Origin of the sequence: Nonomuraea soli (genome assembly GCF_013761175.1) — a bacterium.
Classification (GTDB): domain Bacteria; phylum Actinomycetota; class Actinomycetes; order Streptosporangiales; family Streptosporangiaceae; genus Nonomuraea; species Nonomuraea soli.
Genome location: NZ_JACDUR010000005.1, coordinates 892755 through 915892, shown reverse-complemented (window position 1 = coordinate 915892; position 23138 = coordinate 892755). Strand labels below are relative to the sequence as shown.

19 protein-coding genes are annotated in these 23138 nt (G+C 69.7%); 10 read left to right on the top strand and 9 right to left on the bottom strand.

The annotated features are described in order from the left end of the window. Position 1: 1 nt before the first annotated feature. Positions 2 to 652: a hypothetical protein gene (locus HNR30_RS27445; RefSeq protein WP_181612879.1), complete on the bottom strand. Its 651-nt coding sequence runs from the start codon at positions 650 to 652 to the stop codon at positions 2 to 4. A gap of 125 nt (positions 653 to 777) precedes the next feature. Here HNR30_RS27445 and HNR30_RS27440 point away from each other — a divergent pair, with 125 nt between their 5' ends. From HNR30_RS27440 to HNR30_RS27415, 6 genes are read left to right on the top strand one after another with little or no spacing between them, the layout of a single operon-like run. Continuing rightward, entirely contained in the window at positions 778 to 1563 is a 786-nt protein-coding gene (locus HNR30_RS27440; RefSeq protein WP_181612878.1) for a hypothetical protein, read from the top strand. A 59-nt stretch (positions 1564 to 1622) separates the two neighbouring features. Continuing rightward, complete coding sequence (locus tag HNR30_RS27435; protein WP_181612877.1) at positions 1623 to 2015, top strand: GntR family transcriptional regulator; 393 nt, start codon at positions 1623 to 1625, stop codon at positions 2013 to 2015. Then, complete coding sequence (locus tag HNR30_RS27430) at positions 2012 to 2896, top strand: ABC transporter ATP-binding protein (protein WP_181612876.1); 885 nt, start codon at positions 2012 to 2014, stop codon at positions 2894 to 2896. The genes HNR30_RS27435 and HNR30_RS27430 overlap by 4 nt, the downstream gene beginning before the upstream one ends. Beyond that, on the top strand, positions 2893 to 3945 hold the full coding sequence (locus HNR30_RS27425; RefSeq protein WP_181612875.1) for an ABC-2 membrane transporter-related protein: 1053 nt from the start codon (positions 2893 to 2895) through the stop codon (positions 3943 to 3945). The genes HNR30_RS27430 and HNR30_RS27425 overlap by 4 nt, the downstream gene beginning before the upstream one ends. Beyond that, entirely contained in the window at positions 3942 to 5381 is a 1440-nt protein-coding gene (locus tag HNR30_RS27420) for a S41 family peptidase (protein ID WP_312894664.1), read from the top strand. Before HNR30_RS27425 ends, HNR30_RS27420 begins: the two co-directional genes overlap by 4 nt. Then, positions 5378 to 6556 carry an alpha/beta hydrolase family protein gene (locus tag HNR30_RS27415; RefSeq protein WP_181612874.1) on the top strand — a complete coding sequence of 393 codons (1179 nt, stop codon included), beginning with the start codon at positions 5378 to 5380 and terminating at the stop codon, positions 6554 to 6556. Before HNR30_RS27420 ends, HNR30_RS27415 begins: the two co-directional genes overlap by 4 nt. On the opposite strand, the gene HNR30_RS27410 is transcribed toward HNR30_RS27415, so the two are convergent. Genes HNR30_RS27410 through HNR30_RS27400 form a run of 3 tightly spaced genes read right to left on the bottom strand, consistent with a single transcriptional unit; the run spans position 6546 to position 11701 of the window. Next, positions 6546 to 7853 carry a maltokinase N-terminal cap-like domain-containing protein gene (locus HNR30_RS27410; protein ID WP_181612873.1) on the bottom strand — a complete coding sequence of 436 codons (1308 nt, stop codon included), beginning with the start codon at positions 7851 to 7853 and terminating at the stop codon, positions 6546 to 6548. The genes HNR30_RS27415 and HNR30_RS27410 overlap by 11 nt on opposite strands. A 3-nt stretch (positions 7854 to 7856) precedes the next feature. Beyond that, entirely contained in the window at positions 7857 to 9551 is a 1695-nt protein-coding gene (gene treS, locus HNR30_RS27405; protein ID WP_181612872.1) for a maltose alpha-D-glucosyltransferase, read from the bottom strand. Between the two features lie 53 nt (positions 9552 to 9604). Continuing rightward, a complete protein-coding gene (locus tag HNR30_RS27400) occupies positions 9605 to 11701 on the bottom strand; it encodes an alpha-1,4-glucan--maltose-1-phosphate maltosyltransferase (RefSeq protein ID WP_181612871.1) in 2097 nt (698 codons plus the stop codon). A gap of 195 nt (positions 11702 to 11896) precedes the next feature. Between HNR30_RS27400 and glgP the strand changes: the two genes are divergently transcribed. Then, positions 11897 to 14464: an alpha-glucan family phosphorylase gene (gene glgP, locus HNR30_RS27395; RefSeq protein ID WP_181612870.1), complete on the top strand. Its 2568-nt coding sequence runs from the start codon at positions 11897 to 11899 to the stop codon at positions 14462 to 14464. Between the two features lie 21 nt (positions 14465 to 14485). Then, on the top strand, positions 14486 to 15355 hold the full coding sequence (locus tag HNR30_RS27390; RefSeq protein ID WP_181612869.1) for a MurR/RpiR family transcriptional regulator: 870 nt from the start codon (positions 14486 to 14488) through the stop codon (positions 15353 to 15355). A 38-nt stretch (positions 15356 to 15393) separates the two neighbouring features. Here the strand turns inward: HNR30_RS27390 and HNR30_RS27385 are convergent, their stop codons facing one another. The 4 genes from HNR30_RS27385 to HNR30_RS27370 all read right to left on the bottom strand — a co-directional run bounded on the left by HNR30_RS27385 (position 15394) and on the right by HNR30_RS27370 (position 19963). Next, entirely contained in the window at positions 15394 to 16977 is a 1584-nt protein-coding gene (locus HNR30_RS27385; RefSeq protein WP_220134006.1) for a GMC oxidoreductase, read from the bottom strand. A gap of 35 nt (positions 16978 to 17012) precedes the next feature. Beyond that, the gene (locus tag HNR30_RS27380) at positions 17013 to 18044 is read right to left on the bottom strand and encodes an ABC transporter permease family protein (protein ID WP_181612867.1); all 1032 of its coding nucleotides are present in this window, start codon (positions 18042 to 18044) and stop codon (positions 17013 to 17015) included. Between the two features lie 112 nt (positions 18045 to 18156). After that, complete coding sequence (locus HNR30_RS27375; protein WP_181612866.1) at positions 18157 to 18849, bottom strand: response regulator transcription factor; 693 nt, start codon at positions 18847 to 18849, stop codon at positions 18157 to 18159. Continuing rightward, on the bottom strand, positions 18839 to 19963 hold the full coding sequence (locus HNR30_RS27370) for a sensor histidine kinase (RefSeq protein WP_181612865.1): 1125 nt from the start codon (positions 19961 to 19963) through the stop codon (positions 18839 to 18841). Before HNR30_RS27370 ends, HNR30_RS27375 begins: the two co-directional genes overlap by 11 nt. Before the next feature lie 115 nt (positions 19964 to 20078). Here HNR30_RS27370 and HNR30_RS27365 point away from each other — a divergent pair, with 115 nt between their 5' ends. Next, positions 20079 to 20258: a hypothetical protein gene (locus HNR30_RS27365; RefSeq protein ID WP_181612864.1), complete on the top strand. Its 180-nt coding sequence runs from the start codon at positions 20079 to 20081 to the stop codon at positions 20256 to 20258. Here HNR30_RS27365 and HNR30_RS27360 read toward each other — a convergent pair. Then, positions 20224 to 22125, bottom strand: a complete 1902-nt coding sequence (locus HNR30_RS27360) for an N-acetylmuramoyl-L-alanine amidase (protein ID WP_181612863.1) — start codon at positions 22123 to 22125, stop codon at positions 20224 to 20226. The two genes, HNR30_RS27365 and HNR30_RS27360, sit on opposite strands and share 35 nt — an antisense overlap. Before the next feature lie 164 nt (positions 22126 to 22289). On the opposite strand from HNR30_RS27360, the gene HNR30_RS27355 reads away from it, so the two are divergent. Then, positions 22290 to 23063, top strand: a complete 774-nt coding sequence (locus tag HNR30_RS27355; RefSeq protein WP_181612862.1) for an enoyl-CoA hydratase/isomerase family protein — start codon at positions 22290 to 22292, stop codon at positions 23061 to 23063. The last annotated feature ends 75 nt before the right edge of the window (positions 23064 to 23138 follow it).

Genomic DNA, 23138 nt, shown 5'->3' with positions numbered 1-23138 from the left:
GTCACCACTCCAGGGTCTGAACCTTCTTGGCGGACAGGTCGATGACGATGCGGCTGGTGTCGAGGAAACGCCCGTCGGGCAGCCTGACGAACAGGCGGACGCACCGATGGGTACGGCACGCGCCGGCGTCGCGGAAGATCAGCCCGCGCAGCTGCAGGTCGGCCGCGGTGCGCAGCTGCCTGCCCGACGCCTTCTTGTACTCGGCCCGCACCCCCTTGCCCAGCTTGGGATGGGCCAGCAGCAGCTCGGCGGCACGCAGTTCCTCGCGCTTGGAGGGCGGCGGCTGCACGCCCCTGCCCTTGGACTCCTCCACGACCTTGCCCTCGGCCAGGTCGACGGTCCGCACGATGAGCGCGTCGTCGGCGTAGTCGTACAGGTAGGCCTCGGCCCGCCGGTCGTCCTGCGCCTTGTCGTCTTCGCGCTCGACGTAGAGCAGCTCGATCCGTCCCGAGGCCATGTGGGCGCGTGAGGAGGCGGTGGCGACCTCGGTGGCACGCCGGACCTCGTCCTGGCTGAGCGGATCGCCGGGGGCGGGAGGCGGTTGCCTCTGGACCTGGGACGCCTGGGGTTCGCCGCCGGACAGGAACATGGCCGTGCCCGCCACGACCGCCGCGCTCAGGGTCGCGCCGGCCAGTACCCAGCTGCGCCGCATGCCCGCTCCTTCACTCATCGTTCCAGAATGCCTACGAAGAGTAGCCATATGAACGGAAGCGGGCAGGAGAAATCCGCATTTTCGCAGGTAACAGCGCTTGCCTGCCCGGCTGGCTAGGCTGGAGCGTGCGCTCCCTGTCCCGTTACCCCTACGGTGTCGCCGCCGCGGTCGTCTCCGGCGTCTACCTCCTCGTCGTCCTGCTCAGTGCGCTCCTCGCGCTGACGCCGGGAGAGCTCAGCGGCGTCCTGCTGATCATCGTCACCGAGCCGCTCGGCTCGCTGGCCCTCGCCTCGCCGCTGACGGAAGGCAACGGCCCACTGGCCACGGCCGCTCTGGTCGCGGCCGGCCTGCTCCAGGCGTGGCTGATGTGGGTGGTCGTGCGCGGCCCCGCTGGGGCCGTGCCGGTCGCTTTGCCCGCCACGGCCCGCGCCCTGCGCTGGGTGCTGTACGTCTACGCGGGCGGGCAGATCTTCGGCCGCATGGTGGGCCTGTTCCTGCCGCCGGTGTACTGGATCGCCGAGGCCCTCGGCGTGGTGGCGGCGATCCTGGTCTACCTGGTGCTCGACAGGGCTCCCCGGTGGTTGCGCCTGATCGTGCTGGCACTCGGCCTGTTGTGGCTGGTTCCCGGGGCCACGCTGATCCTCCCCGGCCTGGCCGTGCCCGACTGGACCGTCGTGATCACCGCGTTGTGGTGGCCGGCGGTGGGCCTGCTGCAGGTCTGGGAGCGGCGCTGGACAGCGCTGACCTCCGTGCTGGCCATCGCCGGCGGCGTGGCCGCCGTGCTCCTGGGTCTGCTGCCGGACGATCCGGCGTCCTCCATCGCCTGGGCGAACCAGCTTCTGGGAGCGGTCACCACGCTGGCCGTCGCCGCCTGGGCCGTACGAACCGCTCACGAGACGGGCTTGCGTTAACAAGCGCCATATATCTAGCGTCTTAATGTACTAGGACATTAGATAAATGGAGAAAGCCCATGATCCGGTTCCACCTGGACGGCAGATCGGGAGTCTCGCCGTACATGCAGCTCAAGCAGCAGGTACGGCACGCGTTGCGGCTCGGGCTGCTGCGCGAGGGCGACCAGCTGCCCACCGTCAAGGACGTGGTGGCCCAGCTCGCGATCAACCCCAACACGGTCCTCAAGGCCTACCGGGAGCTTGAGCACGACGGCCTGATCGCCGCACGCCCAGGTCTGGGGACCTTCGTCACCCGCACGCTGACCGACACCAGCCTGTCCGCCCACGCCCCGCTCCGCAGGGAGCTGGAGCGGTGGATGGCCAAGGCCCGGAGCGCGGGGCTCGACGACGAAAGCATCGAGGCTCTCTTCATGACCACCTTTCGGGCCGGCGCTCAGGAGGACATAGCGTGAACTCGGTATTAGTCGCCCAGGACCTGGGCAAGCGGTACGGCAGGCGCTGGGCGCTACGTGATTGCAGTCTCGAGATCCCGGCCGGTCACGTCGTCGGCCTGGTGGGGCCCAACGGCGCGGGCAAGACCACGCTCCTGAAGCTGGCGGCCGGCCAGCTCGTCCCGAGCGAGGGCCGGCTGACCGTCCTGGGCGGCCAGCCGGACGGCAGCGCCTCCCAATTGGCCAAGGTCGGCTTCGTCGCCCAGGACACCCCCGCCTACTCCGGGCTGAGCGTCGAGGAGCACCTGCGGCTGGGAGCCAGGCTCAACCCGGGCTGGGACGCCGAACTGGCCCGCGACCGCATCGCCAAGCTCGGCCTCGACCCCAGGCAGCGCGCGGGCAAGCTGTCGGGCGGCCAGCGCGCCCAGCTCGCCCTCACCCTGGGCCTGGCCAAGCGGCCGGAGCTGCTGATCCTCGACGAGCCCGTGGCCTCGCTCGACCCGCTGGCCCGCCGCGAGTTCCTGCAGGGACTCATGGAGGCCGTCGTCGACCACGACTTCAGCGTCGTGCTCTCCTCCCACCTGGTCTCCGACCTGGAGCGCACCTGCGACTACCTGATCGTGCTGATCGGCTCCAGGGTCCAGGTCGCGGGCGAGGTCGACAAGCTGCTGTCCACGCATCACCGGCTCACCGGGCCGCGCCGTGACCACCTGCCGTCGGACCAGCACGTGGTCTCCGCGACCCACACCGACCGGCAGAGCACCTTCGTGATCCGTACCGACTCGCCCATCCACGACCCCTCGTGGGCGGTCACCCAGCTGACGCTGGAGGACCTGGTCCTGGCCTACATGGCCACCCCCGGCCGCGTCCACGCGGGCCCCACCCTGGAGGTCCAGCGATGATCTGGCTCACCTGGCGCCAGTTCCGCGGCTCGGCCGCGCTCATGGGCGCGGTGCTCGCACTGGTCGGCCTGGTGCTGGTCCTGACCGGGCCCGGCATGGCCGCCGAATACTCCAAAGGCCTGAGCAACTGCCTGGCCAACGGCTTCTGCGACCGCTTCTACAACGACTTCTTCGACAGGTACCAGCAGCCGTTCCTGGGCGTGACCCTGGTCGTCCTGGTCCTGCCCGCCCTGATCGGCTTCTTCTGGGGCGCGCCGCTGATCACCCGCGAGCTGGAGAACGGCACCCACCTGCTGGTGTGGAACCAGAGCGTCACCCGCAGCCGCTGGCTGGCGGTCAAGCTCCTGGTCATCGGCCTGACCGTCATGGCCGCCACCTGCCTGCTCGGGCTCGCGGTGACCTGGTGGTCCGACCCCCTCGACAAGTCGGCCGCCGACGGCTGGGCGCTGATGAGCCCGCTGGTGTTCGACGCGCGCGGCATCGTCCCCATGGCGTACGCGGGCTTCGCGTTCGTCCTGGGGATCACCACGGGGTTGCTCATCGGCCGCACGCTGCCCGCCATGGCCGTCACACTGCTGATCTTCGTCGGGCTCCAGCTCGCCGTACCCATGCTGGTCCGCCCGCACTTCCAGGCCCCCATCAGCGCCAACGTCGCGCTCAGCGGCGGGAACGTCGAGGGATTCAACCGCGACCCCGGCGGCATGGGGCTGAAACTGCGCGACCAGATCCCCACCGACGCGGGCGCCTGGGTGCTGACCAACCATCTGGTGAACCCCCAAGGGCGCAAGCTCGCCGACGGCGAGGTCTTCCCGCTCACGCCGGAGGGCGACAAGGCGTGCACCCCCTTGTCGCCGTCGCAGGTGGGCCAGGGAGACCCCATGGGCGCCTGTTTCGCCGAGCTCAACCGGCTGGGCTACCGCCAGGCCGCGACCTATCACCCCACCCGCTCCTTCTGGCTCTTCCAGGGGATCGAGACCGGCATCTACGCCGCGCTGACCATCGCACTGACCTGGTTGTGCTTCTGGTGGATCCGCAGGCGGTCGTCGTGAGGCCGAGAGCCGCGGCAGCCGGGCTCGCCCTGCTGCTCGCGGCGGCCTGTACGGCACCGGCGCCGCCGCGCAGCGAGGGCAGCACCTCGACGGCAGAGGCGGCCGCCATGTCGACCTGCAAGCCGCCGGAGCCGCCGGTGCCCGCCGAGACGCCCACCACCATCGACGTGGTGGAGGAGGCCTACTACTGCGTCTTCGCCCACCACTACAAGGGCGTGACGGTGGACGCCGAGGAGATGCTGACCGACGGCTTCATCGCCCTGACCCAGGAGCTCTCCCGCTCGGGCCGCGACCTCGCGGTGGCCGTCATGCCCCCGCTGCAGGGCGACCGCTGGAAGGACTGGCAGGCGTTCGAGGCGACCTTCCGCACGATCACCGACCGGCTCCCCGACGACGTGGACGAGAAGCTGGCCGTCGTCACGCTGGAGGCCATGCTCGCCGGCCTGGGCGCCAACCACACCACCTGGATCCACGACGACCCGCCGCGCCATCCCGACTTCCACAACGGCGACATGTACAGCCTGGGCCTGCTGACGAACATCACCTCCCTCCAGGCGGGCAGCGACCTCGGCGGCGCGCTCGGCCCGCTGTTCGTCACCACCGTGCTGGGCGGAGCGGCCTCGAAGGCGGGGCTGCGCCCCGGCGACGTCATCGAGGCGGTCAACGGGGAGTCACCGTTCGTCGGCGGCAGGCTGACCTCCGCGATCAAGCAGGTCTACCCGCGATACCCGCAGACCCGCCCGGTCAGGCTCCAGCTGCTGCGGGAGTCGACAGGGCGCCGCTGGAGCGTGGAGCTGCGGCCCGGCCTGTTCCAGCCCGACCTGGCCCTGCTGCAGGGGGTGACCTCCCGGCTGGTGGGCGACGTCGCCTACCTCAAGGTGACGGGATTCGCGCCCCAGGTCGCCGACCGGATCTTCCGGGTGCTGTCGCGGCTGGGCTCGCAGCGCCCGCTCAAGGGCCTGGTGCTGGACATGCGCGGCAACACCGGAGGGCGCGAGGAAGAGGTGAACCGGCTGCTGGGCGCCTTCGCGCACGGCAAGGTCACCGGCCACCACTGCTCGCCCGACGGCACCTGCCGGCCGGCGAAGACCGACGACAGCGTGACCCTGCTCAACCTGCCCCTCGTCGTGCTCACCGACCGCGGCTGCGTCTCGGCGTGCGAGCACTTCAGCTCGGCCGTGCAGGCGCTCGGCGTGGGCAAGCTGGTCGGCACGCGGACCGGCGGCGTGGTCTTCGGGCTGCCCAAGCCGTACCTCCTGGGCAACGGGACCGTGCTGCAGCTGCCGACGACCCACCACCTCGGCGTGAACCGCGAGGAGATCGACGAGGTCGGCGTCGCGCCCGACGTCCACCTCCCGCTGACCGCCGCGGACGTCGCCGCCGGGCGCGACCCGGCGCTCGGCAAGGCCCTGTCGTTGCTTGGGAGCCCGTCATGAAGCACTCCTCGCTCCGGGCGGGGGCCACGGGGCCGGCCGTCCTCGCCGTGTGCGCTGTGTTCGCCGTGTCCGCCTGCACCGCGCCCGCCCCGCCCCGCGCCGCGGCGACCCCGTCACCGGCGCCCGTGCCGACCGGCGTGATGGTGCTGCCGGCGCCCACCGGCGGCTCGGCCGTGGGCAGCACCGTCCTGTTCCTCGACGACACCTCACGGCCCGATCCGTGGGAGCCGCAGGCCGAGGGCAGGCGGTTGCGGGTCACCCTGTGGTACCCGGCGGCGAGCGCGGACGGCGAGCGCGCGCCGTACATGTCGGCCAAGGAGTCCGAGCTGCTGCTGAAGGGCGGCAGGGTGGTGACCGGCGCGCCGTACGACATCCTCAGCAAGACCGAGACGAACGCCGTCAAGGACGCCGAGCCCGCGGGAGCACGGCGCGGCCTGCCGCTCGTGGTGCTCTCGCCCGGCTGGACCAAGCCGGTCGCCACGCTCACCTCGCTGGCCGAGGAACTGGCCAGCCAGGGCTACGTCGTCGCGGGGATCGACCACACCTACGAGACCTACGCGACCACGCTGGCCGACGGGAGCGTCGCCGAGTGCGTCGCCTGCGACTTCGACACCGACTTCGGCTTCCAGTCGCGGGTGGTCCAGTCGCGGGCGAGCGACGTCTCCTTCGTGCTCGACCAGCTCACCGGCTCGGCGTGGAAGGGCTCCGCGCTCATCGACCCCGCCAGGATCGCCATGGTCGGCCAGTCACTCGGCGGCGGCTCGGCGGTGGCCGCCATGGTGAAGGACCCGCGCGTGCGCGCCGGGGTCAACATGGACGGCACCACCTACGCCCGCATCCCCAAGACGGGCCTGCCGAGGCCGTTCATGTTCCTCGGCAACCCCCAGCACGTGCCGGGCGGCCGCGACACCTCGTGGGATCGCGACTGGAAGCTGCTGACCGGGTGGAAACGCTGGCTGACCTTCACCGGGGGCGAGCATCAGTCGTTCACCGACACGGTGCTCATGGGCGGCGCGCTCGGGGTCAAGCAGACCGGCACCCTGGGCGCCGAGCGCGCCGTCGAGCTCACCCGCACCTACGTCACGGCCTTCCTGGACCGGCATCTGCGCGGCAGGCCGCAGACCCTGCTGGAACGGGACTCGCCGGAATACCCCGAGGTCACGTTCAACGGGTGAACGCGGCCAGCGGGATGGCCAGCCACCCGGGCCGGTTGCGCGCCTCGTAGCCGACCTCGTAGACGGCCTTGCCGTACTCCAGGGCACGCAACAGCGCGGCGTCGGTCTCGGTGAAGCGCCCGCCGCCGCGCACGTAGCCGTCGAGGAAGGCCGCCCGGTTGTGGGCGGTCCACCCGGCGGCGCGCTCCTCCAGCTCGTCGGCGCGCGGGTGGTCCAGGAGCAGGTGCCGGGCGGCGTAGTCGAAGGAGCGCAGCATGCCGGCCACGTCCCGCAGCGGCGAGGCCAGCGCGCGGCGCTCGGCCAGCGGCTGGCCTGGTTCGCCCTCGAAGTCGAGGATGATCCAGTCGGTGGCGGTGCGCATCACCTGGCCCAGGTGGTAGTCGCCGTGCACCCGCTGCACCGGCACCGCACCGGTGACCTCCTCCACCCGGTGGAAGGCCGCCTCCACGACGGGAGCGTGCGGCGCCAGCTCGGGCACCTCGGCGACCACCCGTTCGAGGTTGCGCCTGAAGGCCTCCACCATGCGCTTGACCTCGGGCGGCTCCACCACGTCCGTCGGGAATGCCTCGGCCAGCTCGCGGTGCACCTCGGCGGTGGCCAGGCCCAGCCGGCGGGCCTCGGCGGAGAAGTCGCCGCCGACCTCCCCGGCGGCCAGCTCGGGCATCGCGCCGTACAGGTCGCGCACGCTGGCCAGGGCCAGGTCCCAGCCGTCGTTGGCGGTCGGCAGGAACTCCTGCATGATCGCCAGCGTGGTGGGCTGGTCGTCGAGGTCGGTCTCGATCCATCCGTACGGCTGGGCGATGTGCTTGGCGCCCCGATCGGCCAGAGCGGAGACGATCTCCAGCTCGGGATTGGTGCCGGGGATGAGGCGCCGGAAGAGCTTGCAGATGTAGGCCTCGCCGTACACCAGGGAGGTGTTGGACTGCTCGGCCCCGAGCACCAGGCTGCGCAGCGAGGTGTCGATGGCGGCGCCGGGCAGGTGGCGGAAGCGGATCGGGCCGAAGGTGGTGCCCGAGGCCATCAGCTCCAGCAGCACCCCGGTGAGCTCGAAGTCGTGGAGCGCGTCGTAGAGGCCGTCGGCGATGTGGGCGTGCCTGAGCCGGTCGGGCAGGTGGTCGCTGTGGCCCAGGAGCAGCTGGTAGCGGTCGGTGACGCCACCCTGCCGTACGGCGATGACAAGGTGTCGCAGGCCGGGCAGCGATGTGTCCGATTCGATGCGGAGAGTGTCTATGGGACGGCCCTTGCCGGCGAACCATCGTTGGTGCGTGATCCAGTCGGCAAGGGTGTCCTCGAGCATGGGCTACTCCGTCTGTGGAGGCGGAAGGGTGAACCAGTAGAACCCATGCCCAGGAAGCGTCAAAAGATACGGAAGTTCGCCAATCGGTGGGAAAGGCACACCGCCCATGGTCTCGACGGGGGCCACTCCAACGAATCTCCGCAGGTCCAGCTCCACGGGCTGGGGAAAACGACTGAGATTGTTGACGCACAGGATACGGTCGTCGCCCAGCTCACGCACGAACGCCAGCACGCTCGGGTTGCTGGAGTTGAGCTCGGTGAACTCGCCCAGGCCGAAGACCGGGTGGCGCTTGCGGATGTCGATCATCCGCTTGGTCCAGTGCAGGAGGGAGCCGCCGTTCTTCTGCTGCGCCTCGACGTTGAGCCCCTGGTAGCCGTAGATCGGGTCCATGATCGTCGGCAGGTAGAGGCGGCCGGGGTCGCAGTCGGAGAAGCCCGCGTTGCGGTCGGGGGTCCACTGCATGGGGGTGCGCACGCCGTCGCGGTCGCCCAGCCAGATGTTGTCGCCCATGCCGATCTCGTCGCCGTAGTACAGGACGGGCGAGCCGGGGAGGCTGAGGAGCAGGGCGGTGAAGAGCTCGATCTGGTTGCGGTCGTTCTCCAGGAGCGGGGCGAGCCGCCTGCGGATGCCGACATTGGCCCGCATTCTGGGGTCTTTGGCGTATTCCGTATACATGTAGTCGCGCTCTTCGTCCGTGACCATTTCGAGGGTCAGCTCGTCATGGTTGCGGAGGAAGATGCCCCATTGGCAGTTCTCCGGGATTTTCGGCGTCTGCGCGAGGATCTCGGAGATGGGGTAGCGCGATTCCCTTCTGACGGCCATGAAGATGCGCGGCATCAGCGGGAAGTGGAAGGCCATGTGGCACTCGTCGCCACCGGTCACCGGGTCGCCGAAGTACTCCACCACGTCGCTGGGCCACTGGTTGGCCTCGGCGAGCAGCACCCGGTCGGGGTAGAGGCGGTCGACCTCGGCGCGCACCCGCTTGAGGTAGGCGTGCGTCCGGGGAAGGTTCTCGCAGTTGGTGCCCTCCTCCTCGAACAGGTAGGGGATGGCGTCCATGCGGAATCCGTCGATGCCCAGGTCGAGCCAGAACCGCAGGACCTCCAGCATCGCCTCCTGCACCTGCGGGTTCTCGTAGTTGAGATCCGGCTGGTGGTGGAAGAAGCGGTGCCAGTAGTACTGCTGGCGCACCGGGTCGTAGGTCCAGTTGGACGTCTCGGTGTCGACGAAGATGATGCGGGCGTCCTGGTAGGGCTCATCGCTGTCGGACCAGACGTAGAAGTCGCCGAACGGCCCCGTCGGGTCGTGACGCGAGGCCTGGAACCACGGGTGGGCGTCGCTGGTGTGGTTCATGACCAGGTCGGCGATGACCCTCATGCCCCGCTTGTGGGCCTCGTCGACCAGCTTCACGAAGTCGCCGAGGTCTCCGAACTCCGGCAGGATCTTCATGAAGTCGGAGATGTCGTAACCGCCGTCACGCAGCGGCGACTCGTACAGCGGCAGCAGCCACAGGCAGTCGACCCCGAGCCACTCGAGGTAGTCGAGCTTGCTGATCAGGCCCTTGATGTCGCCCGTGCCGTCGCCGTTGGAGTCCTTGAACCCGCGGATGAGCACCTCGTAGAAGACCGCGCGTTTGTACCAGTAGGGATCGCGCGGTTCTTCTTCGTCGAAGGTGTTGGGAATGGGCTCGGAGTTCATGTTTCAGCGCTTTCAGACACGTCGAAGCCTCCCCGAATCGTTTGTGTGCGGATCTACCGATTGCCCGATCGCACAGTGAAGATGTGAGCCGGGTGGATGTGGGGGTCGAGACGCACGTAGTTGTTCTGGCGCCAGTGGAAGGTCTCGCCGGAGAGCTCGTCGTCGACGACGAACTCGGCGTTCCAGTCGAGACCCAGGGCAGGCATGTCCAGCTCTACGGTCGCCTCGTGGGTGTGGTGCGGGTCCAGATTGACGACCGCGAGGACAACGTCGCCCAGTCCGTGCCGTCGTGTGGCCGTGTCGAAGGCGCCGGGCAGTCGCTTGGAAAAGCAGACCATGTCCGGTTGGTCGATCCTGTGGAACCTCAGGTTACGCAATTCTTGGAGTGCCGGGTGGGCTCTTCGGAACAAATTCAGATGAGTGATGAAGGGGGCCAGACTACGGCCTTCTCGTTCCGCGGCTTCCCAATCGCGAGGTCTGTACTGATATTTCTCGCTATCGAGGTATTCCTCGCTGCCGGGGCGAACCGGCATATTCTCCGCGAGCTCGTACCCCGCGTACACACCCCAGCTCGGCCCGGTCAGCGCGGCCAGCACCGCCCTGATCTTGAAGGCCGGCACCCCGCCGTGCTGCAGGTACTCGTGGAGGATGTCGGGCGTGTTGACGAACAGGTTCGGCCGCAGGTAGTGAGAGGTCTCCTCGGACAGCTCGGTCAGGTACGACTCCACGTCGTCCTTGGAGTTCTTCCAGGTGTAGTACGTGTACGACTGGTGGAAGCCGATCTTGGCCAGGCCGCGCATCATCGCTGGTCTGGTGAAGGCCTCGCTCAGGAAGATCACGTCCGGGTCGGTGGAGTGGATGTCGGCCAGCAGCCGCTCCCAGAAGTTCACCGGCTTGGTGTGCGGGTTGTCGACACGGAAGATCCTGACCCCGTGCTGCATCCAGTGGCGCATCACCCGCCTGATCTCGGCGTAGATGCCCTCGGGGTCCTTGTCGAAGTTGAGCGGGTAGATGTCCTGGTACTTCTTGGGAGGGTTCTCCGCGTAGGCGATCGTCCCGTCGGCCCTGATGTTGAACCACTCGGGGTGCTCCTTGACCCAGGGGTGGTCGGGGGAGCACTGCAGCGCGAAGTCCAGCGCCACCTCCAGGCCCAGCTCCCTGGCCCTGTCGACGAAGGCGTCGAAGTCCTCGATGGTGCCCAGGTCCGGGTGGATCGCGTCGTGCCCGCCGTCCTCGCTGCCGATGGCCCAGGGGCTGCCGGGGTCGCCCTCGGCCGGGGTCAGGGTGTTGTTCGGGCCCTTGCGGTGGGCGGTGCCGATGGGGTGGATCGGCGGCAGGTAGACGACGTCGAAGCCCATGCGGGCCACGGCGGGCAGCCGCTTGGCGGCGGTCTGGAAGTCGCCCGACTTGCTCACCCCGGCCGGGTCGACGATCGCCCCCTCCGACCTCGGGAAGAACTCGTACCAGGAGCCGTACAGCGCCCTGCGGCGATCCACGCGCAGGCGGAAGGCCTTCGACCTGGTCACCAGGTCACGCAGCGGGTGCGCCTCGATCAGCCTCGCCGTCTCGGGAAGCTGGGTCACCGAGAGCCTGGCCCGCGGGTCGAGCGTGTCGTCGCGCAGCGTGGAGGCGATGGCCAGCAGGGCGGCCCGGTGCCCGCACGCCTCCGCCTTGGTGGAGACCTTCACGCCGGGAACCGCGCTGGAGACCTTCACCGCCGCGGCGCCCGGCGCGGGACCGGCCGGGCAGTCGGCGGGCCGTACGGCTTTCGCGGCCCGTTCGAACAGCCGCGCGCCCTCCTCGCACATCAGGTCGACGTCGAGCCCGCGCGGGATCTTGATCCCGGCGTCGTGCAGCCACGTGCCGATCGGGTCGCTCCAGGCCTCCACCCGGAATTGCCAGTCGCCCTCGTCGGGAAGGCTCACCGTCGTTCCCCAGCGGTCGGTGCCGGGGGCCAGCTCCTTCATCGGTTTGAGCCGGCGTTTCTCCCCGCCGGGGGAGACGAGCACCACCCCCGCCGCCACCGCGTCGTGTCCCTCGCGGTACACGGTCGCGGAGATCTCGAAGGTCTCGCCCGCCACGGCCTTGGCGGGCCAGGCCCCGCATTCGACGACGGGCTGGATGTCCGAGATGGGAATGCGTCCGATCATGTGTCTGAGCTCTCCGGGTCGAGGCTGGTACCTGCCGCAACGATCATTGCATCTGTATGTGGACAGCAAGGGGCTGAGACATATGAGTGAGTTGCCCTCTTCGTCCAACTTCATGCGCCCGCCGTCGTGTTTGAGGGAGCGGCAGCCGGTGAAAGACAGACGCGAGTCCTCCGAGTAGCCATAGGGTCATTAATCGTGAGAGCAATCCGCAGGTTCACCGTCCGCACCGTCCTGCCCACGGAGCTGGCCGCCCTCGGCGAGCTTGTCCACAACTTGCGCTGGTCATGGCATCCCGAGACCACCGACCTCTTCTCGTCGGTCGATCCCGACCTGTGGGAGCAGGTGGGCCACGATCCCGTGGCCCTGCTCGGCGCGGTCGATCCGTCCCGGTTGAGGGAGCTGGCGCAGGACCGCCGCTTCCTGCGGAGGCTGGCCGACGCGGCCGACGACCTGCGCGACTACCTGACCTCGCCGAAGTGGTACCAGAGCCTGCCCGACGCCGCCAAGGCCATCGCCTACTTCTCGCCGGAGTACGGCATCGCGGCCGCGTTGCCGCAGTACTCCGGCGGCCTGGGCATCCTGGCGGGCGACCATCTGAAGGCCGCCAGCGACCTGGGCGTGCCGATCCTGGCCGTGGGGCTGCTGTATCGCCACGGCTACTTCACGCAGTCGTTGTCGCCCGAGGGATGGCAGCTGGAGCACTACCCGTCGCTCGATCCCGGCGGGCTGCCGCTGTCGCTGCTGAAGGACGTCAAGGTCCGTGTCGGCCTGCCGGAAGGGCGCACGCTGCACGCGCAGGTGTGGGTGGCGCGGGTCGGCCGGGTGCCGCTGCTCCTGCTCGACTCCGACGTGGCGGAGAACGACTCGGCGGCGCGCGACGTGACCGACCGGCTGTACGGCGGTGGCACCGACCACCGGCTGATGCAGGAGCTCCTGCTCGGCATCGGCGGCGTGCGGGCGATCAGGGCCTACTGCGCGGCCACCGGGCATCCCGAGCCCGAGGTGTTCCACACCAACGAGGGCCACGCCGGCTTCCTGGGCCTGGAGCGCATCCGCGAGCTGACCGAGTCGAGGCTGAGCTTCGACGAGGCGCTGGAGGTGGTGCGCGCGGGCACGGTGTTCACCACGCACACCCCGGTGCCGGCGGGCATCGACCGGTTCCCGAAGGACATGATCGAGCGGCAGTTCGGCGGCGACAACGCCTGGCCGACCGTCCCGGTCGACCGCATCCTGGCGCTGGGCGTCGAGGAGGATCCCGGCCGCTTCAACATGGCGCACATGGGCATGCGCCTGGCGCAGCGCGTCAACGGCGTCTCCGAGCTGCACGGCGACGTCAGCCGCGGCATGTTCCAGGCGCTGTGGCCCGGCTTCGACCTCGACGAGGTGCCGATCGGCTCGATCACCAACGGCGTGCACGCCCCCACCTGGGTGAGCCGCGAGATCATGGAGGTGGCCGGACGCGAGCTGCCTTCGCTCATCGACAAGGCGCAGGGCTGGGAAGGCGTGCAGAAGATCTCCGACGCCGAGATCTGGGGCATCCGCGGCAAGCTGCGCCGGCGGCTCGTGGAGGCGGCCAGGGTACGGCTGCGCAGGTCGTGGCGTGACCGGGGCGCCTCCGACGCCGAGCTCGGCTGGGTGGACGACGCGCTCGATCCCGAGGTGCTCACGATCGGCTTCGCCCGGCGGGTGCCGTCGTACAAGCGGCTGACCCTGATGCTGCGCGATCCGCAGCGCCTGCGCGAGCTGCTGCTCGACCCCGACAGGCCCGTGCAGATCGTCATCGCGGGCAAGGCGCACCCGGCCGACGAGGGCGGCAAGAAGCTGATCCAGCAGATCGTGCGCTTCGCCGACGAGGAGGACGTGCGCCACCGCATCGTCTTCCTGCCCGACTACGACATGGCCCTGGGCCAGCTGCTGGTGCAGGGCTGCGACGTGTGGATGAACAACCCGCTGCGCCCGCTGGAGGCGTGCGGCACCTCGGGCATGAAGGCGGCGCTCAACGGCGGGCTCAACCTGTCGATCCGCGACGGCTGGTGGGACGAGTGGTTCGACGGCACCAACGGCTGGGCGATCCCGACCGCCGACGGCGTCGCCGACCCGGACCGGCGCGACGACCTGGAGTCCGGCGCGCTGCTCGACCTGATCGAGCACGAGGTGGCCGACCGTTTCTACGACCGCGCGGCCGACGGCCTGCCGCGGCGCTGGCTGGAGATGGTCAAGCACACGCTGGCCACGCTCGGGCCGAAGGTCCTGGCCGGGCGCATGCTGCGCGACTACGTGGTCACGCTCTACACGCCCGCCTCGCACTCCGCGCGTGCCCTGTCGTCCGACGCGTACGGCCAGGCGCGGGCGTTCGCCGCCTGGTGCGTGCGGGTCAGCCAGGCGTGGCCCGGCGTGCGGGTGGAGCACGTGGAGGCCTCGGGCATCGGCGACACCCCTGAGGTGGGCGCCGCGCTGGAGTTGCGCACCACGGTCGCGCTGGGTGACCTGTCGCCCGGCGACGTGCTGGTCCAGGCCGCGTACGGCCAGGTCGGGCCGCACGACGAGCTGCTGAGCCCTTCGTATCTGACGCTGGAGGAGATCAGCAACGGCGACGATGGCAAGGCCCACTACTCAGGGGTGGTGCCGCTGGAGCGCACGGGCGCGTTCGGCTACACCGTCCGGGTGGTGCCGCATCACTCGCTGATGGCCTCCCACGCCGACCTGGGGCTGGTCGCGCTCCCCGAGGAGCCCGCCGGCATGACGAACGGCACACTCAGGTGAGGAAGGCCGCATAATCATCGTGTGGACGACAACACACCCCGTGCCGACACCCTGGTAGCCACCGTGCGTGGGGTGCTGCCGTCGTTGACCCCCGCCGCGCAGACCGTGGCCAAGCTGATCCTCGAGGATCCCGCCACGGTCGCGCGCAGCACGATCACCGAGCTGTCGGCCGCCTCCGGCACCAGCGAGGCGACCATCGTGCGTACGGCACGGCTGCTCGGTTTCGCCGGTTACCCGCAGCTGCGCCTGGCACTGGCCGCCGCGGCGGCACAGCCCGACCGGCTGGTGCCCGGCGACCTGGCCCCCGACGACCCGCTGTCCGAGGTGATCGTCAAGGTCTCGCGCTCCGAGACCGAGGCGATCAACGACACCGTCGCCCAGCTCACCTCCGAGAAGCTCGGCGCGGTGGTCGACGCCATCGTGGGCGCCCCCAGGATCCACGCCTACGGCGTCAGCGCCTCGGGCCTGGTGGCCGCCGACATGGCGCAGAAACTGATGCGCATCGGGCTGGCCAGTCACGCCTTCAACGACGCCCACCTGGCGCTGACCAGCGCCGTGCTGCTCAAGCCCGGCGACGTGGCGATCGGCATCAGCACCACGGGCGAGACCCCCGACGTGCTGGAGCCGCTGCGCAGGGCGGGGGAGGCGGGGGCGACGACCGTCGCGATCACGAACAACCCGCGCTCGACGATCGCCGAGGTGGCCGAGCACGTGCTCATCTCGGCGGGCAGGGAGACGGAGTTCCGTCCCGGCGCGCTGGCCAGCCGCATCAGTCAGCTGCTGGTGGTCGACTGCGTCTTCGTGGGAGTGGCTCAACGCACCTATGACACCTCACAGGAGGCTCTGCGGAGCACCCGGGTGGCAGTCGCGGAGTTCGTCAAGAAGAGGTGAGAGGACGTCGGCCACACGCGCCCGTGGCCGACCGATGCTCACAGATCAGTGGCGATGATCCGCTCGATGTTCCGTTCGGCGAGCGCTGTGATGGTGACGAACGGGTTCACCGTGGTGTTGCCGGGGATGAGGGCGCCGTCGATGACGTACAGCCCGGGGTGGCCGTGCAGGCGGCCGTAGTTGTCGGTGGCCTTGTTCAGCACGGCGCCGCCCAGCGGGTGGTACGTCAGGTGGTCGCCCCAGATCTTGTAGACGCCGAACAGGTCCGTCCGGTAGATCGTGCCCTCCTTCGAGTTGATCTTGTCGAAGATCGTCTTGGCCATGGTGATGGACGGCTGCTTCCAGGCGGTCTGCCAGTTCAGCTCCACCTTGCCCGCCGCCGCGTTCCAGGTGAACTGCGCCCGGTACGGGTTGCGGGTGATCGACAGGTAGAACGAGGCGTAGGTCTCGATCCCCGTGGGCAGCGGAGCGACCTCGGCGAAGGCGCCGCCCGCGTCCCAGTTGTCGATGCCCGAGCAGGGGATGGTCGACTGCAGCTTGCCCGTCGGATCCCACAGGTGGTTGGCCCTGCCGCACATCACGTTGCCGTTGTCGCCCCAGCCCTTGCCGACCTCGTCGTTGAGGCCGGGAAGCGCGCCGGTGGCCTTCAGCTTGACCAGCAGCTTGCTGGTGCCGACGCTGCCGGCGGCGAAGAAGACCCGGTTCGCCGTCACCTGCTTGACCGCGACGACGTTGCCGCTCGTGTCGAGCTGCTCCATGGTCACGGTGTAGGCGCCGCCCGCCGGGGTGACCGAGGTGACCCGGTGCAGGGGCGAGATGGTGACCCTGCCGGTGGCCCTGGCCTGGGCGAGGTAGGTCTTCTGCAGCGACTTCTTGCCGTGGTTGTTGCCGTACAGGATCTCTCCCGCCAGCGCGGACTTGGGAGCCGTGCCCGCGGCCTCCTGCTTCATGTAGTCCCAGTCGTAGACGTCGGGGACGAAGGTCCACGGGAAGCCGGAGCGCTGGGCGTGCTTACGGCCGACCCGTGAGTACTGGTAGCAGGCGGTGCTCTCGAACCAGGCCGGGTCGATCAGCCCGACGCCGAGGCCCGCGTTGGCGCGCGGGTAGTAGACGTCGTACATCTCGTCCGGATTGACCGAGGGCAGGACCGAGGCGAAGTGCTGGCGCTTGGGCGTGACGGCCATGCCGCCGTTCACCAGCGAGCCTCCGCCGACGCCGCGCCCCTGGTAGACCGTGATGCCGCCGAACTCCTCCGCGTCCAGGATCCCGGTGTAGCGGGAGATGTCCCGATCGATCGGGAAGCCGAGGAAGTAGTTGAGCGGCGCCTTGGTCTTGGTGCGCAGCCAGTAGGAGCGGTGGTCGGGCGAGGTGGTGGTGCAGAAGATCTTGCCGTCCGGTCCTGGGGTGTCCCAGGCCATGCCCATCTCGACCATGTGCACGTCCACGCCCGCCTGGGCGAGCCGGAGTGCCGCCACCGCTCCGCCGTACCCGGTGCCGATGACCAGCGCGGGGACGTTCGCCTTGGCGGGTGCCGGGAGCGCTGCGGCTCCCAGGATGAAACCCGTTCCAGCGAGCAGGGTCCGACGGGAGACCCCTAACGCACCTTCCCTTTCTGAGCTCATGTGATGCTCCTCACAGTTGGGGGTTGGAACAAGTTCTATATTTTTCCTCGCCATTTGTGAAGTAGTGAAGGAATCGGTGCCAGGAACATGGCGAGGAAGAAGGCGCTCGTCGGGATCAGCACGGTGATGCCGAGGACCGAGTAGACGCCGCCGCACGACATGTCGGCGCCCAGGGCCGAGAGCACCACCAGCGCCCCCGTGCCGATCGCGGCACCGCTGATCAGGGCGATGGGCAGGCCGATGACGCGGTCGAAGGTCATCAGCCTGCGGATGGGGCCCAGGCCGTGCTTGGCGATCGCCTTCCCGGGCGGGCGCAGCCAGCTCTCGCGCAGCCTGCCGTACGTGGCGCTGCTGATCGCGGCGGCGAACAGCAGGACGGTCAGGCCCAGGACCGCCAGCGAGACGGTCAGGATCTGGGTGTCGAGGTCGCGACGGGCGGCGAAGTCCTTGCGGGTGAAGACCTCGGGGCCGGGGCCCAGCTTGGCCGCCACCAGGTCCCGTACGGCCGACGGCGTGGCGGTGCCCGCGACGGTCAGCTGCATGCCGCTGAGCTCCAGCCGGCCCATCAGCGGGCGGGCCGTCTCCGGGCCGAGGCCGATCGCGCCCCGCACGACCTGGCGCTGGTCCATGTCGATGCCGATGATCCCCGACAGCCGCAGCTCGGTCGTACGGCCGCCGGCGCCGGTGACGGGGAGGCGGTCACCGGGATGCAGGCCCAGTGCCGAGGCGGTGCCGCGGTCGAGCACCGCCTCCTTGGCGGAGGCGGGAAGCGTGCCCGCGACGAGCGGCAGCATGGGAAGCCCGTCCTTGGGAAGGACGATGCCGGCCAGCGGACGGGAGCCGGTCTCCAGCGGACCTCCGTAGACCTCCTCCACGTGGGAGACGCCCGGGACGGTTTTCACCTGCGCGGGGGTGCCGGGGGTCAGCTCGGGCGCCTTGTCCCTGCCGGGGAAGCCGGCGGGCAGGACCACGATGCTCATGCTCTGACCGGCGAAGCACTGGGTGAACCTGCCGTGCTCGGCGCCGTTCAGACCGAGGGCTCCGGCGACCGCGACGGCACCGCCCACCGCGCCAAGCAGGCAAAGGGTGAGACAAGTGATGTGCGAACGGATGATGCCCATACTTGACGGTAAGAAGAGATACCACCGGAAAATGTCCTGCGAAAGAAGGGTTTTCCCCTCATTCTTTCGCTGACTCCTCATCGAAACGCTGAGAGGGCTGGATGACGCCCTGCTCGTAGGCGTAGACGATGATCTGCGGACGGGACCTCAGCGCGAGCTTGGCGACGATGTTGTCGACATGGGTCCGCACCGTCACGGCGGAAATGCCCAGCCTATGTGAGATGTCGGCGTTGGTGCAGCCGGCGGCCACCAGCATGAAGATCTCGCGCTCCCTGGCCGTCAGCTCCTCCAGCCGGCCGCTGGGCGGCGCGACGTCCGGCAGATCGGTGCGGAACAGGTCGAGGAAACGTTTGGCGATCCGTGGGTCGATCGCCGCGGCCCCGCGCCCGATGTTCACCAGCGCCCGCGCCAGATCGTCTGGCGGGACGTCCTTGAGCAGGTAGCCGTCGGCGCCCGCGAGCAGGCCCTCCTGGATCAGCCGGTCCTCGTCGAACGTGGTCAGCAGCAGGACCTTGGTGTGCGGGAAGCGGGCGCGGACCTGGCGGGTGGCCTCGATGCCTCCCATGCCCGGCATGCGCACGTCCATGAGGACCACGTCGACCCGCTCCGCCTCCAGGAGGTCCAGCGCCTCCTCGCCGGTCCCGGCCTCGCCCACCACGGTGAGCCCCGGCCGCGGCTCCAGCACCAGCCGCAGGCCGGCCCTGAGGAGCTCCTGGTCGTCGACGACCAGGACACGCACATCACCGTCCATCGTGATCTCTCGGCATCGTGGCGACCACTCGATAGCCGCGGGCCTCGCCCGGCCCGGCCGAGAAGGTGCCGCCCCCGGCGAGCACCCGCTCCTGCAGGCCGGCCAGCCCGTGCCCGCCGGGCGGCATCGGCAGCGGGCTGCCGCCGCCGTCGTCCTCCAGCGAGACCTCCGTCTGCTCGGGACCGAAACGGATCGACAGCCGCACCTGCGCGCCGGGACCCGCGTACTTGAGCGCGTTGGTGAGCCCCTCGCGGACCACCGGATAGACCTCCGCCCACCGCGCGTCGCAGGGCGGGCCGTCGACCTCGGAGTGGACCTTCAACCCGCTGCGCTCGACCGCCTCGACGGCGTCGGCCACCAGCGCCGACCACGGCACCGGTGGCTCCTCGCTCAGGGTTCCGACCAGGGAGCGCATGTCGGCGAGCGCCGCCCTGCCGGCCGACGCGATCACCTCCATCGCCCGGACGGCCAGAGCGGGCTGCTGCCGTACGGCCTCCGCCTGGAGGATCATCACGCTCACGTTGTGCGCGACGGTGTCGTGCAGCTCGCGGGCCAGCTCCATCCGTTCCCTGACCGCGGCGTAGCGTGCCTCGCGCTGCCTGGCCTCCTCGGCCAGCACCAGGCTCTCGCGCAGCGCCATGGTGCCCTGGCGCTTGGCCTGCACGAAGCGACCGCCGAGCCAGAGCAGGACCACCAGGACGGCCGTCGACCCCGCCATGGGACCGGTATCGGAATCGGGATAGCGCACGACCCAGAGCCACTGGCCCACCAGCGCCACCCCCGCCGCCACCAGCGACTTGGCGAGCGAGCACCGGCTGGCCACGCCGAACAGCGCCACGCACGCGCCCAGGTTGGCCAGCAGGATCGGCCAGCGCAGGTAGATCTGGAGCAGGGTCACCCCGGCGACCACGGCGAAGACCGTCATCGGGAAACGGCGGCGCCACAGCAGCGGGACCAGCAGTCCGGCGCAGACGGCCAGCTCGGCGGGCAGCGTCGCGGGCATGTCGTCGTCGCCGCCCGAGGTGAACACGCACAGCACCGTCCAGGGCACCAACCAGCTCAGATCCATGAGCAGAGGGTGGCGCGCCGGGAACTCCACCCAGGTGCGGTCCATGAACCGATCTTACGTTTCCGCACGTCAGAGCAGCTGGTCGGGGATAACCCTGGCTCTTCCCCGATCTGTGGCCCGGCGGCTGCCGCTGGCGGCCGCCGGGCCGTACCGTCAAAGCATGGGACGGATTCTTCTGATCGTGGCCGCCGTGATCGTCGGCCTCATGCTGCTCGGCCCGATCCTGGGCTTCGCCTTCACGCTCCTCAAGTGGGCGCTGATCATCGGTGGCATCGCCTTCGCGGCGATGTTCGTGACCAAGTGGGTCAAGACCAACTCAGAACCACGTCGTCAGCCTTGACGTACATCACGCGGTGGCCGAACTGGAGCTGGTAGTACTTCAGCTGCCCGCGCACGACCTTGTGGGTCGCCGGGTCGATGGTCACCGCGCGGTAGTACTCACCGAACTGGATCCCGCCGAAGGCGTACTTCTCGCCCGCCGAGAACGTGTACTGCGACAGCGGGGTGATCGGCTGGTACGGGATGCTGCCGTCGGCCGGGTAGGCCTCCTGCTCCGGATAGGCCCTGCCGTACACCGGCACGGTGGCCAGTCCCGGCTTGGGGCTCACCTGCAGGCCCATCGACGGGATGGCGTGCTTGGCCTCGAACCAGCCCTTCCGGCCCAGGTACCAGATCGCGATCCAGTCGCCCTGCCGGTCGGCCACGGCGTACCGCTGGCCGGTGGTGGCGCGGGCGCTGTGGTCGTAGACGCTGTACAGGCCGGGGTTGAGCTTGCCGGGGTCGCCGATGAGCGGGGCGTCGGCCCGCGGCTCCTTGCGCAGCCACACGGTCGAGGCGCTGGTGGGCGGGCAGGCCAGCGCGGGCTGCTGGCGGTTGCAGCCGTAGAAGTACGGCTTGTTGGTGGCGAAGTCCGGCTTGATCATGACCGTGCCGGAGTTCGGGCCGCCGAAGGGGTGCAGCGGCTTGCCGAGCAGCTCGAAGTAGTGCGCCCAGTCCCAGAACGGGCCCGGGTCCTCGTGCATGCCGCGGACGGTGGTCGGCAGGGTGCCCGGCACGTTGTCGTGGCCCAGGATGTGCTGCCGGTCCAGCGGGACCAGGTGCTTCATGGCCAGGTAGCGCACCAGCTTGGCCGAGGTGCGGTAGTTCGCCTCGGTGTACCAGGCCGCGCCCTCGGCGAGGAAGCCCTCGTGCTCCAGGCCGATCGACTTGGCGTTGATGTACCAGTTGCCGGCCTGCCAGCCGACGTCCTTGGTCTTCAGGTGCTGGGCGATGTGGCCGTCGCTCGACCGCAGCGAGTAGTGCCACGACGCGGTGTAGGTGTAGCTGGTGCCCAGCCGCACGGAGGCGTCGAAGTAGCCCTCCATGTCGTGGATGATGATGAAGTCGACCTTCTGGCTCACCGGCCGGTTCCCGGTGTCGAAGTTGCCGTAGCTGCCGTTGGGCCGGGTGCCCTGGGTGGCCGGGACCCACGCGCACGAGATGGTCGGCGGGCACTCCACGCCGTCACGCCTCGGCGGCGTGAGCCCGAGCTTCTCCAGCCAGTTCTTGATCGCCTCGAGCGAAGGGTTGGGCTGCAGCGCGACCTGGTGGCCGTCGTCGGTCGTACGGCTCGCGCCCTGCTTGATCGTCGAGTAGACCTCGTCGGCGAAGAACTGGGCGGCCTCCTGCTCCTGGGCGCCTGAGTACCTGGCGACCGCGCCGTACCACTGCGCCGGGTCGGCGGACAGCGGCGCGCCCAGCTCCTTCTGGTAGGCGGCCAGCAGCGCCGCGCCGCCCCGGATGTTGGCGGCGGGGTCGGTGCGCAACTTCTCGTGGGTCTCGCCGGTCAGCTCGGCGGCCTTCTCCATCGTGCGCAGCGACGCCGGGATCTCGATGGGGGCGGGGGCGGCCTCGGCGGCCTCCTGCGGGCGGCTGTCGTCGCCGCGAGCGTCCTCTTCGCCGTGTTCGTGGTGGTTCGTCCCCGCGTAGGCGGCGGCGTCGGTCAGGTGCATGGGGCCGAAACCGGCGTCCGTGCTCGGCTGGCCGGCATGGGCGTCCCAGCGTGACTGCAGGTAGGAGACGCCCAGCAGGACGCTCTCCGGCACCTGGAACTCCTCGGCCGCGGCGGTGAACGCCGCCTGCCGGTCACCCGGCTCCTCGGCCGACGCGGACACGGTGGGGGTCAAGATCAGCGGTAAGGCGATGACAGCGATCAACGCTCTACGCATCAAGCGCTCCTTGGCTGGGGGTGTGCGTCAGGGACAGTCTGACCATGATTTCCTTCAGCAGTCGAGGGCATTGCGAAAGTTTTTTTCAGCATTTAACGGGAGGATGCCGGGAGCCCGCCGCCTACGCCCGCCCCGGCCTGATCGTCCCCGGATAGGGTCGTCACATGGGTGAGTTTGCACGCGTCGAAGTGGCCGGCCAGATCGCGACGATCAGGCTCGACCGGCCCAAGATGAACGCGCTCAACGGACAGGTCCAGCGAGAGATCGGCGAGAGTGCCCGCCAGGTCTCCGACGACACGAGCGTCGCCGCCGTGGTGATCTACGGCGGGGAGCGGGTGTTCGCCGCCGGGGCGGACATCAAGGAGATGGCCGACATGTCCTACGCGGAGATGGCGGCGCATTCCGGCACCCTCCAGGACTGCTTCACCGCGGTCGCCCGCATCGGCAAGCCGGTCATCGCGGCGATCACCGGCTACGCGCTCGGCGGCGGCTGCGAGCTGGCCCTGTGCGCCGACTTCCGGGTGGCGGGCGAGTCGGCCAAGCTGGGCCAGCCCGAGATCAACCTCGGCATCATCCCCGGCGCGGGCGGCACCCAGCGGCTGCCCAGGCTCATCGGGCCGTCGCGCGCGAAGGACCTGATCTTCTCGGGGCGCCACGTCACCGCCGCGGAGGCGAAGGAGATCGGCCTGGTCGACCGGGTCGTTCCCGACGACCAGGTGTACACCGCGGCCCTGGAGTGGGCGGCGACCTTCGTCGGCGGCCCGTCGGTGGCGTTGCGCGCTGCCAAGCAGGCGGTCGACCAAGGCCTCGAGGTCGACCTCGACACGGGGCTCGAGATCGAGCGCCTGCAGTTCTCCGGGCTGTTCGCCACCGACGACGCCAAGATCGGCATGCGGGCCTTCGCGGAGAAGGCCAAGCCCAAGTTCACCGGCCGCTAGGAGGAGGCCGGATTCACCGGGCGACGGCTATGCACCGATTTGTCGCACAGAGTCGCCTCAAATCCGGGTCATCTC